General features: G+C 69.2%; 17 protein-coding genes. 5 read left to right on the top strand and 12 right to left on the bottom strand.

Translation table 11 applies throughout. The features are described from left to right. Positions 1-4: 4 nt before the first annotated feature. From HPO96_RS23340 to HPO96_RS23305, 8 genes are all read right to left on the bottom strand, one after another. Positions 5-793 (bottom strand): ABC transporter permease subunit, encoded by a 789-nt coding sequence (locus HPO96_RS23340; RefSeq protein WP_171675982.1) that lies wholly within the window; start codon positions 791-793, stop codon positions 5-7. Then, positions 777-1,547: a 2-aminoethylphosphonate ABC transporter permease subunit gene (locus tag HPO96_RS23335; protein WP_272954673.1), complete on the bottom strand. Its 771-nt coding sequence runs from the start codon at positions 1,545-1,547 to the stop codon at positions 777-779. The genes HPO96_RS23340 and HPO96_RS23335 overlap by 17 nt, the downstream gene beginning before the upstream one ends. Next, positions 1,544-2,560 (bottom strand): ABC transporter ATP-binding protein, encoded by a 1,017-nt coding sequence (locus HPO96_RS23330; RefSeq protein WP_171675978.1) that lies wholly within the window; start codon positions 2,558-2,560, stop codon positions 1,544-1,546. Before HPO96_RS23330 ends, HPO96_RS23335 begins: the two co-directional genes overlap by 4 nt. After that, entirely contained in the window at positions 2,557-3,576 is a 1,020-nt protein-coding gene (locus HPO96_RS23325) for a 2-aminoethylphosphonate ABC transporter substrate-binding protein (RefSeq protein ID WP_171675976.1), read from the bottom strand. Before HPO96_RS23325 ends, HPO96_RS23330 begins: the two co-directional genes overlap by 4 nt. An 11-nt stretch (positions 3,577-3,587) precedes the next feature. Further along, positions 3,588-4,253: a phosphonatase-like hydrolase gene (locus tag HPO96_RS23320; protein ID WP_171675974.1), complete on the bottom strand. Its 666-nt coding sequence runs from the start codon at positions 4,251-4,253 to the stop codon at positions 3,588-3,590. After that, positions 4,250-5,344 (bottom strand): TIGR03364 family FAD-dependent oxidoreductase, encoded by a 1,095-nt coding sequence (locus HPO96_RS23315; RefSeq protein WP_171675973.1) that lies wholly within the window; start codon positions 5,342-5,344, stop codon positions 4,250-4,252. The genes HPO96_RS23320 and HPO96_RS23315 overlap by 4 nt, the downstream gene beginning before the upstream one ends. 95 nt (positions 5,345-5,439) lie before the next feature. After that, a complete protein-coding gene (locus HPO96_RS23310; protein WP_171675971.1) occupies positions 5,440-6,141 on the bottom strand; it encodes a UTRA domain-containing protein in 702 nt (233 codons plus the stop codon). A gap of 79 nt (positions 6,142-6,220) precedes the next feature. Next, the gene (locus HPO96_RS23305) at positions 6,221-6,397 is read right to left on the bottom strand and encodes a DUF5302 domain-containing protein (RefSeq protein ID WP_171675969.1); all 177 of its coding nucleotides are present in this window, start codon (positions 6,395-6,397) and stop codon (positions 6,221-6,223) included. A gap of 145 nt (positions 6,398-6,542) precedes the next feature. Here HPO96_RS23305 and HPO96_RS23300 point away from each other — a divergent pair, with 145 nt between their 5' ends. Together HPO96_RS23300 and HPO96_RS23295 are read left to right on the top strand one after the other, a co-directional pair. Then, positions 6,543-7,193, top strand: coding sequence for a LysE family translocator (locus tag HPO96_RS23300; RefSeq protein ID WP_171675967.1), 651 nt, complete (start codon positions 6,543-6,545; stop codon positions 7,191-7,193). 48 nt (positions 7,194-7,241) lie between these two features. After that, a complete protein-coding gene (locus HPO96_RS23295) occupies positions 7,242-8,114 on the top strand; it encodes an aminoglycoside phosphotransferase family protein (RefSeq protein ID WP_171676813.1) in 873 nt (290 codons plus the stop codon). Here HPO96_RS23295 and HPO96_RS23290 read toward each other — a convergent pair. Then, on the bottom strand, positions 8,101-8,823 hold the full coding sequence (locus HPO96_RS23290) for a class I SAM-dependent methyltransferase (RefSeq protein ID WP_171675965.1): 723 nt from the start codon (positions 8,821-8,823) through the stop codon (positions 8,101-8,103). The genes HPO96_RS23295 and HPO96_RS23290 overlap by 14 nt on opposite strands. 82 nt (positions 8,824-8,905) lie before the next feature. Beyond that, positions 8,906-9,289, bottom strand: a complete 384-nt coding sequence (locus HPO96_RS23285; protein WP_171675963.1) for a DUF3885 domain-containing protein — start codon at positions 9,287-9,289, stop codon at positions 8,906-8,908. Positions 9,290-9,562: 273 nt separating this feature from the next. Here HPO96_RS23285 and HPO96_RS23280 point away from each other — a divergent pair, with 273 nt between their 5' ends. The 3 genes from HPO96_RS23280 (at position 9,563) to HPO96_RS23270 (ending at position 11,661) form a co-directional block, all read left to right on the top strand. Beyond that, positions 9,563-9,859 carry a hypothetical protein gene (locus HPO96_RS23280; RefSeq protein WP_171675961.1) on the top strand — a complete coding sequence of 99 codons (297 nt, stop codon included), beginning with the start codon at positions 9,563-9,565 and terminating at the stop codon, positions 9,857-9,859. 193 nt (positions 9,860-10,052) lie between these two features. Continuing rightward, complete coding sequence (locus tag HPO96_RS23275) at positions 10,053-11,159, top strand: hypothetical protein (RefSeq protein ID WP_171675959.1); 1,107 nt, start codon at positions 10,053-10,055, stop codon at positions 11,157-11,159. A 16-nt stretch (positions 11,160-11,175) separates the two neighbouring features. Beyond that, positions 11,176-11,661 (top strand): SMI1/KNR4 family protein, encoded by a 486-nt coding sequence (locus tag HPO96_RS23270; RefSeq protein ID WP_171675957.1) that lies wholly within the window; start codon positions 11,176-11,178, stop codon positions 11,659-11,661. Between the two features lie 169 nt (positions 11,662-11,830). Here HPO96_RS23270 and ychF read toward each other — a convergent pair whose 3' ends face one another. Both ychF and HPO96_RS23260 read right to left on the bottom strand, forming a co-directional pair. Further along, positions 11,831-12,907 (bottom strand): redox-regulated ATPase YchF, encoded by a 1,077-nt coding sequence (gene ychF, locus HPO96_RS23265; RefSeq protein WP_171675955.1) that lies wholly within the window; start codon positions 12,905-12,907, stop codon positions 11,831-11,833. A 40-nt stretch (positions 12,908-12,947) separates the two neighbouring features. Beyond that, entirely contained in the window at positions 12,948-13,478 is a 531-nt protein-coding gene (locus HPO96_RS23260; protein ID WP_171675953.1) for a GNAT family N-acetyltransferase, read from the bottom strand. Positions 13,479-13,621 lie beyond the last annotated feature (143 nt).

Below are 13,621 nucleotides of genomic sequence, written 5' to 3'. Positions count from 1 at the left end.
CAGCCTACGTTTGCGGCCGGCCTCGCAACCGGTCGAGGAGTGTCACTACCAGCACGGTCGCGGTGAGCAGGACGACGGCTTCGGCGGCCGCGGTGAAGGTCTGGCCGCGATCGGTCAGGGCGAAGATGCTGACCGGCAGCGTGCGCCAGGACGCCGGGTAGACCATGATCGTCGCGCCGACCTCCCCCATCGAGAGCGCGACCGAGAGCCCGGCAGCTGAAGCGATGGCCGGTCTGAGCAGCGGCAGACGGACCTGCCACAACACCCGCGACGGCGATGCGCCGAGCGAGGCCGCGACCTCGGCGTACGACGGATCGACGCGCTGCAACGCCGCGGCGACGGCGCCGTAGCTGAAGGCGACCATCAGGACCAGGTGGGCGATCACGACGATCCACTTGGTGCCGTTGAGCAGGAACGGCTGGCGGCTGAAGGCGACGAGCAGGCCGAGGCCGACCACAACCGAGGGGACGGCAATCGGCAGATGGTGCAGCGCATCGGCGAACCGGGCCGGCGACGCGTTGTGCGCCGCGATCGCACTCCAGGTGCCGACGACGACGGCCAGCAGGCCGCCGAGGAACGCTGTCTGCAGGCTGACCGACAGCGAGGCGAGCCGGTCGCCGGAGAGGGCCTCCTGCAGGTGCGCGGTGGTCGGGCCGGACGGGAGGACGCCGTTCCAGCTGCCGGCAAACGCGGCCGCGATCACCACCGCGAACGGCGCGATCACGAGGATGCCGAAGACGAGCCCGAACACGAGCCAGGTGAGCGCCTTGCCGGGTTTAGTCCAGACGAGCACGACGGCCTCCCAGGGCTTTGCGCAGGACGGCGTACAGGCCGAGCGACAGCACGATCTGGACGACGGCGATCGCACACGCGGCCGGGTAGTCGAACATCACGATCCCCTTGGTGTGGACGAGCATCGGGAGCGTGGTCGTGCCTTTGGCGCCGAGGAACAGCACGATGCCGAATTCGTTGAGGGTGAGCAGGAGGGTCAGGCTGCCGCCGGCGAGCAGCGCGGGCCGGGCCTCGGGCAGGACGACCTGGCGCAGTACCCGCCACGGGCCCGCGCCGAGACTCGCGGCGACGTCCAGCTGGGCCCTCGGCAACCGACTCATTGCCGCGAGCAACGGGCGCATCACGAACGGCGTGTAGAAGGTGATCTCGGCCAGCACGACCGCCCACGGCGTGGTCAGGAAGCCGCCGGTGCGCAGGATGCCCGCCGTCCCGTAGATGAACGTGAACGCCAGCGCGACCAGGAACGACGGCAACGCCAGCATCGTGTCGACCAGGCTCGCCACCACGCGCGCGCCCGGAAACGGCACGAAGCTGATCACCACGGCGAGGAACGTGCCGACGACGAGACAGCCGATCGTCGAGCAGACCGCAATCTGCACGGTTCGCACCAACGCATCCCGGAACTCGGCGGACCCCAGCACATCACCCCAGGCCGGTACCGACTCCACCGCGACCAACACCAGCGGATAGATGACCAGCAAGCCGATCAGCAGCACCGGCGGCATCAACCACAACCACCTGTTGTCCCTGGTCAACGCGACACCAAACTGCAGGCTTCCGATGGGAGCACCAACTGCACGTCCGCACCAACCGCGGGCACGGCGCCATCCGCGGCCAAGTCCACCCGCACGAGTACATCCGCCACCTCACAGGTGAGCTGGTAGGAGGCCCCTCGCCACTGCACGCCCGTCACCCGACCCGGTACGCCGCCGGCACCGAGCCGCACCGCGTGCGGACGGATACACAACAGCTCCTTCCCGGAGATCGGCTGGACGCCGGGGATCACATGACCGGCGACGGTCACCTCGTTGTTCGACGACTTGATGGGAAGCAGATTGGCGTTGCCCAGGAAGGAAGCGGTGAAGGCACTGGGCGGGGTCTGGTAGAGGGTGGTCGTCGGCGCGAGGTCGATCAGGCGGGCATCGCGCATGACGGCGATCCGGTCTGCGAGCGCGAGGGCTTCGGACTGGTCGTGGGTGACGTAAATGATCGCGAGCGTGGGGACTTCGCGCCGCAGGTTCTGCAACTCGATGAGCAGGTCGGCGCGCAGCTGGGCATCCAGAGCCGCCAACGGCTCGTCCAGTAACAAGACCTTGGGCCGAATCGCCAGGGCGCGCGCGATCGCGACGCGTTGTTGCTGACCACCCGAGAGCTCACGCGGGAAGCGCCGTGCGTACGACGTCATCCCGACCAGCCCGAGCATCTCGGCGACCCGCCGCGTCACCTCGCCCTTCGGACGCCGAGCCGCCCGCAACCCGAAGGCGACGTTGTCCTCGACCCGCAGATGCGGGAACAACGCGTACTGCTGGACGACGACCCCGATCCCGCGCTTGGCCGGCGGGAGCTCCGTGACGTCCTGCCCATCCAGCCGGATCCGCCCGCTCGACGGCCGGACGAACCCGGCGACCGCCTTCAGCGCGGTCGACTTCCCCGACCCCGACGGCCCCAGCAACGCGACCGTCTCCCCCGCCGCGACCGTCAGGGTGCAGGATTCCAGCGCGCACGTCCGGCCGAAGTGCACGGTCACGTCGTCGAGCTGGACGGTCATCCCTGCACGGCCTTCGTGTACGCCGCGACATCGGCGTCCAGATCCGCGAGCACCGCCGTCCAGTCCGGCGTCCACGGCTTGACCCCGGTCATCGCCTGCTGGACGGCCCGGAAGTTCGCGTCGACCGGCTTGACGTCGTCCCGCGCCGGCAGACCGAAGGCATCACCCGACACCGTCTGCTGCGCCTCGACCGAGAGCAGGTAGTCCATCAATTGCTTGCCCCCGGCATCATTCGGCGCCCCGGCCGCGAGCCCCATCACGTACGGCAGCGCGACAGTCGACCTGACGCCGTCCGGCCCGGCCGGGAAGAAGATGCCGAATGCAGATTTGTCGACACTGATCGATGCGAGGTTCATCTGGACGTCGCCGTTCGCGACCAGCAGCTCGCCCTTGCTCACCTTCGGCTGCAGCTTGCCGGTGGACGCCGACGGGCCGACGTTGTTGCTCTCCAGCTTGCGCAGGTAGTCGAGTGCGCCCTGCTTGCCCATCAGGTGCTGCAGCAACAGCAGGACGGCGGTGCCGTCACCGGCCTGACCCGGCGTCGAGTACTGCAGCTTGCCCTGGTACCGACCGTCGAGCAGCTCGTCGAAACTCTGCGGCGGCGTTACCTGCTTGTTGGCGATGAAACACAGGTAGTTGTTGACGACGGCAACGTAATCGTCACCCTTGACACTCTGCACCCGATCGCTGCCCGGGACTGCGTACTTCTGCAGCAGCCCGTCCTTCGACGCCTTCTGGATGAACGGCGGCAGCGTGACGACCACATCGGCCTGCGGGTTGGACCTCTCCTTCTGCAGCCGGGAAACCACCTCACCCGATCCGGCCTCGACGGTCTGGACCTTGATCCCGGTTTGCTGGGTGAACGCCTCGAAACGAGTCCGGTACCAATCGGCCAGTCCATCGGCGGTGTAGACGGTGACCGCCTTCGCGCCATCGGTGGACGCGGCGCCGGTGCCACCGCACCCGGCGGCAACAGCAGTGAGGAGTGCGGCGATGAGCAGGGTCTTGAGCTTCACGGTTCCGACCTTCAGCTGAGGAGCAGCCCGGGCAGGTCCCGGACCGACTCGAGTACGTGCGTGGCACCTGCGGCCTGGAGCTGGTCCTTGCCATGGGCACCGGTGAGGACGCCGGCGACGACCGCGGCGCCGGCCGCGATCCCCGTCGTCATGTCGTAGGCGGTGTCACCGGCCACGGCGACGTTGGCCACCGCGTCGGCGCGCAGCTCCAGCACGGCCTTGAGGACCATGTCCGGATACGGCCGGCCGCGGCCCGCCTGGGCCGGGCACAGGGTGAGGTCGGCCAGCTCACGCCAGCCGAGGGCGGACAGGATGCGGTACTGCGTGGTCGCGGCGAAACCGGTGGTCAGGCAGACCTTGAACCCGGCCTCCCGGAGACCGCGGATCACGTCCTCGGCGCCGTCGATCGGCTTCAGGCCGTCGTCGACCAGCTCGCCGTACGCCGTCTCGAACGCGAGGTTGGCCCGCTGCGCGGCAGCCTCCGCGCCGAGCAGGGCGCGGAAGACGGTGATCTTCGACTCCCCCATCGTCGCGCGGACGTGGGCGATCATCCGCTCGTACTCCGGGCTGCCGGATTCGATGCCCTCGGCACCGATCGCGGTGCTGAACGCGCGCTCGACGAGCCCGTCGTCCGCGACCGTCGTACCGGCCATGTCGAGAACTGCCAGCTGAATCATCCGTCGAGCTCCTCGAAGGTGGCCTCGGCGATCGCCGGGGACATGGTCATGCCGCGCCCGCCCGGGCCGGTGACGAGCTGGACGCCGGTCGCAACCTTTCGGCGGATGACGATCTCGGCGCTGGTCGACTGCGAGTAGACGCCGGCCCAGCGGCGGACGATCTTCGGCATCGGCCGGCCGAGGATCTGCTCGACGGTCCCGGTCAGGTAGTCGTAGGGATCGGACCGGACGTCGAAGCCGAACGGCTCGGCGTACTCGTGCGTGTCGCCGATGGTCAGGCCGCCGCACGTGCGCTGGACCATCAGCAGCTGCATGGCGTTGTCGGCGGCAACAGTTGCCTGCGGCTCCAGACCGGCGAGGGCAGGGCCGGCGTACGCCGGGTAGTAGCGGAAGCTGTCCGCATCGGCGACGGCCGTGGTCAGGGTCTCGCCGAGCGGCGCGGTCTGCATCATCTGCAGCCGGACCCGGCGTACCGGCAGGTCTTCGGTCAGCTCGCGGATCAGGCCGCTGCGCCAGGCGCCGGTGCAGAGCAGCACCAGGTCGGCGGCGTGCGTCTCCTGGTGGTCGTCGGTGATCTCGCCGCTGTCGACGGTCCGCACCTCTCTCCCACCCAGGAACCGGTAGCGCCCGGACTTCGCGAGCTCCTGGCGGAGCGCGGGGAGGACCTCACGCGGCTCGACGATCGCGTCGCGCTCACACCACAGCGCACCCTGCAACTCGCCGCGCACCGCGGGATTACGAGCGCGCGTCTGCTCGGTGTCCAAGACCTGAAAGCCGCGCCGCGCCGCGTCGGGCCGTGCGGCGGCCTCCTTGGCGACCGCGAGCTCGGCGTCCGTCCGGCAGACCGTGAGCGAGCCGTGCGGGCGGAAGCTGATGCCGGGGATCTCGGCCCAGAGGTCGCGGGCACGCTGCGCGACCTCGATCTCCGCGCCGTCCGCGCGGCCACTGACCCAGACGAGCCCGAAGTTCCGGACGCTCGCTCCCCGCGCCTCGTCCTCCCGCTCCAGCTGGAGGACGTCATGTCCGCGCCGGACTGCCTCCCGGGCGTGCATCGTGCCCAGCACCCCGCCACCCACCACAACCACCCGCACCGGCGTCTCCCTCGTCTCGACTGGTTCCAGATTGGTCCGGACCATTGAAGGGCGCGTGCGTCATCGGCGTCCGGCCGGTGAACCGCTGAGGAACGTTAGGGGCGGAGGGTGGCGCGGAAGCCGACGCGGTCGCCGCGGTAGAGAGAGCGGACCACCTCGATCGGGTGGCCGTCGGCGTCGCGGGTGTTGCGGTGCAGGAGCAGCATCGGGAGCGACTGGGTCGCCTTGAGCAGCTCGGCCTCGCGCGGGGTCGCGATCACCGTCTCGACCAGCTCCTCGCCCTCCCCGAAGCGGACGCCGAGCTGACCGGTCAGGCAGCGGTACAGCGAGCCGGTCGGATCCAGCACCTCGCGCAGGGTCGGGAAGCGCTGCACGGACATGTACGTCGTCTCCAGGCCGATCGGCTGGCCGTCGGCGAACAGCACCCGCTCCAGCTCGTAGACCCGATCACCGGAAGCGATCGCGAGCTGTTCGGCCAGGACGTCGTCCGCGGCGATCTCCTCGAACTTGACCACCTCACGCGCCGGCGTGTGCCCCTGCGCCCGGAGCGCCTCGGTGTAACTCACCAGCGCCAGCGGCTGCACGAGCTTCGGCGTCGCCACGAACGTCCCCTGCCCCTGCCGGGCCCGCAGCCGCCCGTCCGCGATCAGCTCCCGAATGGCCTGCCGCATCGTCCACCGCGACACCCCGAAGTCCTTCGCGAGCACCCGCTCCGGCGGTAGCGCGCCACCCTCCCCAAGTCGCTCGATCACCTCGACCAACCGGGTCTTCACCACGAAATGCAGCGGCTCACTCACGCGCCGACTCTAGTGGAAAAGCTCGAGCCCCCGGCGGCAACCGGGGGCTCATTCGGATGGGTGGACAGTGCGGAGTGCTTCAGCTGCCGGACTTGCGCCGGAACTGGCGCTTCTGCTTGTCGTTGTGCGCTTCGCCGACACCCTGACCGCGCGCACCGCTACCGGGGTGCGAGTGGTTTCCGGCGTTCTTCTTCTCGAGCGCTTCCCGGAACTTCTTCTGCAGATCGTCCGCCGGCTTGCTGGCCTTCTCGCTCATGCTGTCTCCTTCAAACCGTCAGGCGTACCGCCCCTACGCTAACCGACTGTGAACACCTGATGCGACTCAAATTCGCCGGCCGGACACCCGGACGGCTGTGGTCCTCGGCATTGTCAGGTTCGGAGCCGAGGGAGAGGAGCCGGAGTTGCCGGTCAGTGGTGAGGCGTTGCTCGGAATCGCACTCGTGGAGCTGGGGCTGGTGATCCTGCCCGGGCCGAACATGATCTACCTGATCTCCCGGTCGATCACGCAGGGCCGCCGGGCCGGGCTGATCTCGCTGGCAGGGGTCGGCGTCGGGTTCCTGGTCTACTTGCTCGCGGCAAGTGCCGGGCTGGCGACGCTGTTCGCGCTGGTGCCGGAGATCTATCCGGTGCTCAAGTACGCCGGCGCCGCCTACCTGCTCTGGCTGGCCTGGAACGCGCTCAAGCCCGGCGGCAGCTCGGTCTTCGCAACGCAGGAGCTGGCTCCGGACAGCTCCCGGAAACTGTTCGGTATAGGCCTGCTGACCTGCCTGCTGAACCCGAAGATCGCGATTCTCTACATCTCCCTGCTCCCCCAGTTCCTGGCGCCGGAGCGCGGGCACCTCGGCGTCCAGAGCCTGATTCTGGGCATGACGCAGCTGGTCGTCGGCGTCGCGATGAACGCGGTCTTCATCATCACCGCCGGCTCGATCGCGGGCTTCCTGACCGCTCGACCGGCCTGGCTGCGCGTCCACCGCTACCTGACCGGGACGGCGCTGGCTGTCTTCGCAGTCCGGTTGGCCGCCGAGCGCGCGAAGCCGTTGGCCGTGCACTAAATCGGTGGGCGGGCCGGTGCGCGCCGGCTGATACTGCTGCGCGTGGCGATGCATGCGGGACAGCTGGACGTGACCGTCGATCTGGTCGAGCGGCTGGCGGCCGATCGGTTTCCGGGGCTGCCGGTGCAGGCTGTGGCCTCTCCGGGGACCGTGAACGCGCTGTTCCGGATCGGGAGCGAGCTGGTCGCCCGCCTCCCGCTGCGGCCGGGTGATCCGGCCGAGGTGCGTCAAGAGCTCGAAGATGAGGCGTCGGCCGCACGGCGGTTGCGCGCCATCTCGCCGTACCCGACACCGGAGCCCGTACTGATCGGCGAGCCGGGCGCTGGGTACCCACTGCCCTGGGCCGTCTACAGCTGGCTGGACGGAAGTACGGCGTACGACGCTGAGATCGGCCCCGGGTTCAGCGAGGACCTGGCGCGGTTCGTCCGGGCACTGCGGGCAGCCCCGACCGAGGGGCGCGTGTTCAGCGGCCCGTGGCGCGGCGGCGTACTGACGTCACAAGACGAGTATGTAGCGGACGGCCTGGCACGCAGTCGCGAGCTGATCGACGTCGACGCCCTCACCGCGCTGTGGGCGCAGCTGCGGGAGACGCCGCGGACCGAGCCCGACGTCTGGACCCACCGCGACCTGATGCCTGGGAACCTGCTCGTCGCCGACGGACGGCTGGCCGGGGTGATCGACGTCGGCACGTTCACCGTCTCCGACCCGGCGATGGATCTGCAGCCCGCGTGGAACCTGATGGACGCCGAAGCCCGGGCCGCGTTCCGCGCCGCCGTCGGCAGCGACGACGCGGAGTGGGCCCGTGGGATGGGCTGGTCGTTCGCCCAGGCGATCGGCTGCCTCTGGTACTACGTCGAGACCAACCCGACTATGTCCCGCACTGCCCACCGCACGCTGACCGCGCTGCTCACAGCCGCCTAGCGACGAACACGAACTCCATCCCCGGCCGGTCCGGCGCGTCGCGCACCTCGTCGACGGTGAAACCGTCCAGCGTCACCTCGTCGCGCTCCCGGAACCAGAGTGTCGAGTCCGACGTCAGTACGGCGTCGTCGGAGCTGAACACGTACGTGCCGCGGAAGCTGACGTACGGCAGGTCGACCTGGGTCAGCTCACCCCAGTTCGCCACCGTCTCCCCGGATGGCAGGTTGAGCTCCCGGTAGGTCGTCTCGCGTGACCAGTTCGCCCAGTCCTCCCAGGCTCGCCGCGCCGGGTCTCTCGTCTCGAACACGAACCGCCCACCCGGCCTGAGCGCCTGCCGAATACCGCTCACCGTCGCCGACCAGTCCTCCTCGGTCAGGAAGACCTGCGCGACATTCCCGGTCATCACCGCCAGATCGACCTCCATCGGCGGCAGCGCCGTCGCATCGCCATGCACCCAATGCACGCGATCGGCATACTGCTTGCCCTTAGCAACCTCCAGCGAAGCCGCAGCGGGATCGACACCGACCACCTCGACCCCCCGCCCGGCCAGCAGACAAGCCAGCTCACCTGTCCCACAGCCGACATCCAGCACCCGTTCGGCACCGAACTCGGCAACCATCGCGACGTAGTGATCGAGATCCGGCCGCGCCTCCTCCAGCACGTCGTACAACGCAGCCAGCCGCGGAACCGCAAACAAGTCGTCAGCCATGCCCCAGCACGGTACCCATCCCCTCACGACGTTGCACCCGTATATCGGCGCAGCGCTCACAACCACCGTCCACCGACCGGTCCTACAGCCCGATCGGGTGCGGCGACAGCCAGGCCGCGAACCGCTCCCGCAGCGCTTCACGCCGGTCGGCATCGGCGGCGATCACGTCAGCGCCGCCGTCGTACGGCGCATAGATCCAGTCGGCCTCGGGCCCGACGACGACCACGGGCCCGATCTCGTCATCGGCGACCGCGAGTAGGAGCCGGTCCAGCTCGACCGTGGTCAGACCGGAGCACGCCCAGACGTAGGTCCAGACCTCGGGCTCGTCTTCGTCCTGATGTTCCTCGTTCAGGTATCGCTGCCACGGCCAGGCAGCAGGCAGGAACCGGCGCACGAGCCCGTCGTAGCCGCTCCACCGCCGCCCGGCCCACCACCGCTGACGACAGCCGCTCCACTTCGCCACCATCCGCCAAACGTAAGGCCGACGACACCGGACCGACGAACGGGTATTGGTCCAGTCATCCGGGCCCTGGGGAGGTGCTGCCCCGCCTGGACAGGCCGCCTCGGTCTACCTCTACCCGTTCGTCTGCCCGGAGGTGACCGGTTCAGGTCAGCGGGCTCCGAGGTTCGCGTTGTCCGGCTAGCTTCGGAGGACATGGCGGATTGAGGGGGTTGGGTGGGGGTTCGGGAGCATTTGGCGTTCTTGGACTCGACGCGGGCGGTGGTCGAGGGTGAGCTGGTGTTGATCCACAGGATGCTGGACGAGGCGGATCCGTTGGCGGATCGGTTGTTGCGGTCGCGGCGGTTGTCCCAAGTCGAGCTGAACCTGGTGCAGGCCGACATCCGGATGATCGAGGCCTCGGAGCGGTTCGCGCAGGCCCTGCTCGAGGCGCTCGACGAGCTGAACCTGCTACCGCTCTCCGGCGTCACCGCCTGGTGGAGCCGGCACAAGCTCCGCGGCGGCGTCCGCCGGCTGGCACATGCCCGCGCCACGTCGGAGACCGCTCTGAGCGACCTGCGCCGCCTCGCACCGTAGCTCCGCCCTTATGCTTCGGAGCATCCGGGGGTTGGAAGGGTGCCAGATGTACCGAGGAAAGTGGATCGTGGCTCTGGTCGCAGGGGCGGGCCTGTTGGCGGGGTGTTCGCAGGCGGGGGCTCCGGCGGCGAGTCCATCGAGCTCAGCGACGGCGTCGGCGTCCGTTCCGCCTGAGGAGCGGATGGTGCCGCAGGTGGATGCGCTCCTGAAAGCCCGGTCGGCCGCGATCGTGGGTGGGCAGGAGACCGAGTTCCTGAAGACCGTCGATCCCGCGAACGCGAAACTGGTCGCGCGCCAGCGCCAGGTGTTCGCGAACCTGCAGAAGCTCGGCGTCCGGCAGGTGGGCTTTCAGCGGGAGACGGAGTACGTCGCGGAGGAGAAGCCGGAGAGCGGGCAGGGAGCGCAGGCGTTCCGGGTGCGGATGCTCATCCAGCTCACCGGCATTGACGCGGCCGCGCGTGCTACCCCGCTCGGTTACACGTTCGCCGAGCGTGGCGGGCAGGTCGTGCTGGTGTCGGACGACGATCTCGCGCAGGAGGCTGACCGGGGAACGTACCGCGAGCCGTGGGACCTCGGCCCGATCGAGGTCGTCCGGCGTCCTGGCCTGCTGATCGTCGTCCCATCGCAGGAGCGCGCCAACGGGGTGCGGCTGGCGAACGAGGCTGCGGCCGCCCTGCCCGCCGTCCGCGCGGCGACCCGGCGAGCGCAGTCCGGCATCCTCGTGGTCGCCCTGGCCGACAAACGGTCCATGTCCCCGGAGTGGCAGACCGGCGGCCACCCGGCCGGCGCAGTAGCCACCCCCAACCTCGCCCCCAGCAAGGCCGACGAGACGATCCTCGAAGTCGTCGGCAGCCGCGTCGTCATCAACCCCACCGAACGCAAAACCGCCGGCCGCCTCCTACTCGCCCACGAGTTCACCCACGTAGTCATGGCGCCCCTCGGCAACGCCGCCCCCACCTGGATGGTCGAAGGCCTGGCCGAGTACGTCGAAAGGCGCCTCGCCGAACAAGAAGGCGACGACCGCCCCGCCAAGAAACGCGCCGAACTCCGCAGAACCGTCATCCCCGAACTCACCGTCCTCCCCATCGACGGCACCTTCCACGGCGACTACGGCGACGAGTCCTACGGCGTCAGCTGGCTCATCATCGAACACCTGGCCACAACCCACGGCCTCCCCAAAGTCATCGCCCTCTACACCGACCAAGCCAAAGGCCCCGACACCCCCGCCCACCGAGACCAACTCCTCCAAAAACACCTGAGCCAAACCGAACCCCAACTCCTGACAGCCCTCAAGAAGTAGGGCTGAAACTGTGCAGATGATCGAGGTTTTCGGAGACGAGCGGCCGTTCGAGCCGCCGGCGGACGACGCGCTGGTGGCCTCCGTCGAGGCCGAGTTGGGCCTGCGGTTGCCGGCGGCGTACGTCGAGCTGGCCCGACAGCACAACGGCGGACACTTGGCGCGATCGGCACACCCGACGGAGTCCCGCACCTCATGGGCCGACGACCACGTAGAAGTCACGTCGATCGCGGCCATCGGCCGAACGGCGGACGAGAGCTTGTGCGGCACCTTCGGGAGCACCTTCTGGGTCACGGAGTGGGGCTACCCCGACATCGGCGTCTACTTCGCGGACTGCCCGTCCGCCGGCCACGACATGATCGCCCTCGACTACCGCTCCCCAGGCGAGCCAAGCGTCGTCCACGTCGACCAGGAGTTCGACTACCGGATCACCCGGCTCGCCCCCAGTTTCGCCGCCTTCATCACCGGTCTCGTCCACAGCTCGGTGTACGACGACGCGTACTGAGTCGTCGACGAGCCCAAGGTGTGTCCACTCAGGGGATTGAGCCCAGGGCCGAGGCTTCCGTCGGCGCCTCGCCGAGCTTCGGTGACAACTCGCGTCGCGAGGCTGCGACGGAGGCGCCGAAAGAACTGCGCGGCCGGAGGCCGTGTCCTTTGGCGCCGGAGGCGGCCGGTCAGACGTTGAAGCGGAATTCGACTACGTCGCCGTCTTGCATGGTGTAGTCCTTGCCTTCCATGCGGACTTTGCCGGCGGAGCGGGCGGTGACCAGGGAGCCGGCGTCGAGGAGGTCTTGGTAGGAGACGATTTCGGCCTTGATGAAGCCGCGCTGGAAGTCGGTGTGGATGACGCCGGCGGCTTCGGGGGCGGTGGCGCCGCGTTTGATGGTCCAGGCGCGGGCTTCTTTGGGGCCGGCGGTGAGGTAGGTCTGGAGGCCCAGGGTGTCGAAGCCGACGCGGGCGAGGACGTCGAGGCCGGGCTCGTCGATGCCCATTTCCTTGAGCATTTCGAGGGCTTCGGCCTCGTCGCCGAGTTCGACGAGCTCGGCTTCGAACTTGGCGTCGAGGAAGATGGCCTCGGCGGGGGCGACCAGCTCGCGCATCTGCTGTTTCAGGGGCTCGTCGGCGAGTTCGTCGGCGTCGCAGTTGAAGACGAACAGGTAGGGCTTGGCGGTCATCAGCATCAGTTCGCGGATGGCGTCGCGGTCGACGTCGGTGGCGATGATGGGGGTGCCGGCCTCGAGGTGCTTCTGGGCGGCGCGGACGGCTTCGAGGGTGACCGCGGCCTCTTTCTTGAGGCGCATCTCCTTCTCCAGCCGCGGGATCGCCTTCTCGACCGTCTGCAGGTCGGCGAGGATCAGCTCGGTCTGGATGGTGGAGATGTCGTCGGCCGGGGAGACCTTGCCGTCGACGTGGGTGACGTCGTCGTCGCGGAAGACGCGGGTGACCTGGCAGATCGCGTCCGACTCGCGGATGTGGCTGAGGAACTTGTTGCCCAGGCCCTCACCCTCCGACGCGCCGCGGACGATGCCCGCGATGTCGACGAACTGCACCGTGGCCGGGATCACCTTGGCGGAGTTGTAGAGCGCGGCCAGCTTCTCCAGCCGGGCATCCGGGACGCCGACGACCCCGACGTTCGGCTCGATCGTCGCGAACGGGTAGTTCGCGGCGAGCACGTTGTTCTTGGTCAGCGCGTTGAAGAGCGTGGACTTGCCCGCGTTGGGGAGCCCGACGATTCCGATGGTGAGTGCCACGGGCGTCAAGACTACGCGGCCAGGACCGCTCCGCCCCAATTCAGATCAGGAAGGCCTCCAGTTCGGCGTCGTACCAGCGGCTGGTCCGGCCCACCGAGCGCATGCCGAGCCGCCGGCAGACGGCCAGCGAGGCGGCGTTGTCGGGGCGGACGACGGCGTAGATCCGCTCCAGCCCCGCCTTGAAGCCGTGCTCGATGGCGCCCCGGGCGGCCTCGGTCGCCAGGCCGCGCCCCCACGCGTCCGGGTGGAAGTGCCAGCCGACCTCCACCTCGCCGGCGGACGCCGTCCCGTCGGACGGCTCGGGCAGCGGGACGAGGAGCACCGTCCCGGCCACGCTGTCCGTCGCCCGCTCGTGCACGGCCCAGACGCCGTACAGCGGGTCCTGGTTGCGCTCGTTCCAGCGGGTGATGACGCGGGTCGCGGCGTCCCGGTCGGCCATCACCTTCGGGTCCGCGCCGAGCCAGCGCGACACCTCCCAGCGCCGGTAGATGTCGAACACGCGGTCGCCGTCCGCGGGCGTCCAGTCCCGGACGCGGACCCGCTCCGTCTCGTAGACCACCTTCGGTTCCATGACGGCTCCTCCCCTGAGAGCCTGTCGGTGAACTCCACGCCGTAGCGAGGAGGTGCTCGGTGCGGTAGCTCGGTGCGCTGGGGCGGAGGGGTCGATGCGGAGCATCGTCACCTTCGTACCAGTGCGGCGAGATGCTGTGCCGA

The sequence above is a fragment of the Kribbella sandramycini genome, from assembly GCF_013131805.1.
Classification (GTDB): Bacteria; Actinomycetota; Actinomycetes; order Propionibacteriales; family Kribbellaceae; genus Kribbella; species Kribbella sandramycini.
The sequence above is the reverse complement of the archived record's forward strand: the minus strand, read 5'-3'. Positions and strand labels throughout refer to the sequence as shown.

Bases quoted from the DNA above. Each gene is read 5' to 3' on its own strand.
- HPO96_RS23330 (WP_171675978.1), bottom strand. From the start codon at position 2,560: ATGACCGTCCAGCTCGACGACGTGACCGTGCACTTCGGCCGGACGTGC.
- HPO96_RS23320 (WP_171675974.1), bottom strand. From the start codon at position 4,253: ATGATTCAGCTGGCAGTTCTCGACATGGCCGGTACGACGGTCGCGGAC.
- HPO96_RS23305 (WP_171675969.1), bottom strand. From the start codon at position 6,397: ATGAGCGAGAAGGCCAGCAAGCCGGCGGACGATCTGCAGAAGAAGTTC.
- HPO96_RS23295 (WP_171676813.1), top strand. From the start codon at position 7,242: ATGCATGCGGGACAGCTGGACGTGACCGTCGATCTGGTCGAGCGGCTG.
- HPO96_RS23290 (WP_171675965.1), bottom strand. From the start codon at position 8,823: ATGGCTGACGACTTGTTTGCGGTTCCGCGGCTGGCTGCGTTGTACGAC.
- HPO96_RS23285 (WP_171675963.1), bottom strand. From the start codon at position 9,289: ATGGTGGCGAAGTGGAGCGGCTGTCGTCAGCGGTGGTGGGCCGGGCGG.
- HPO96_RS23270 (WP_171675957.1), top strand. From the start codon at position 11,176: ATGATCGAGGTTTTCGGAGACGAGCGGCCGTTCGAGCCGCCGGCGGAC.
- HPO96_RS23260 (WP_171675953.1), bottom strand. From the start codon at position 13,478: ATGGAACCGAAGGTGGTCTACGAGACGGAGCGGGTCCGCGTCCGGGAC.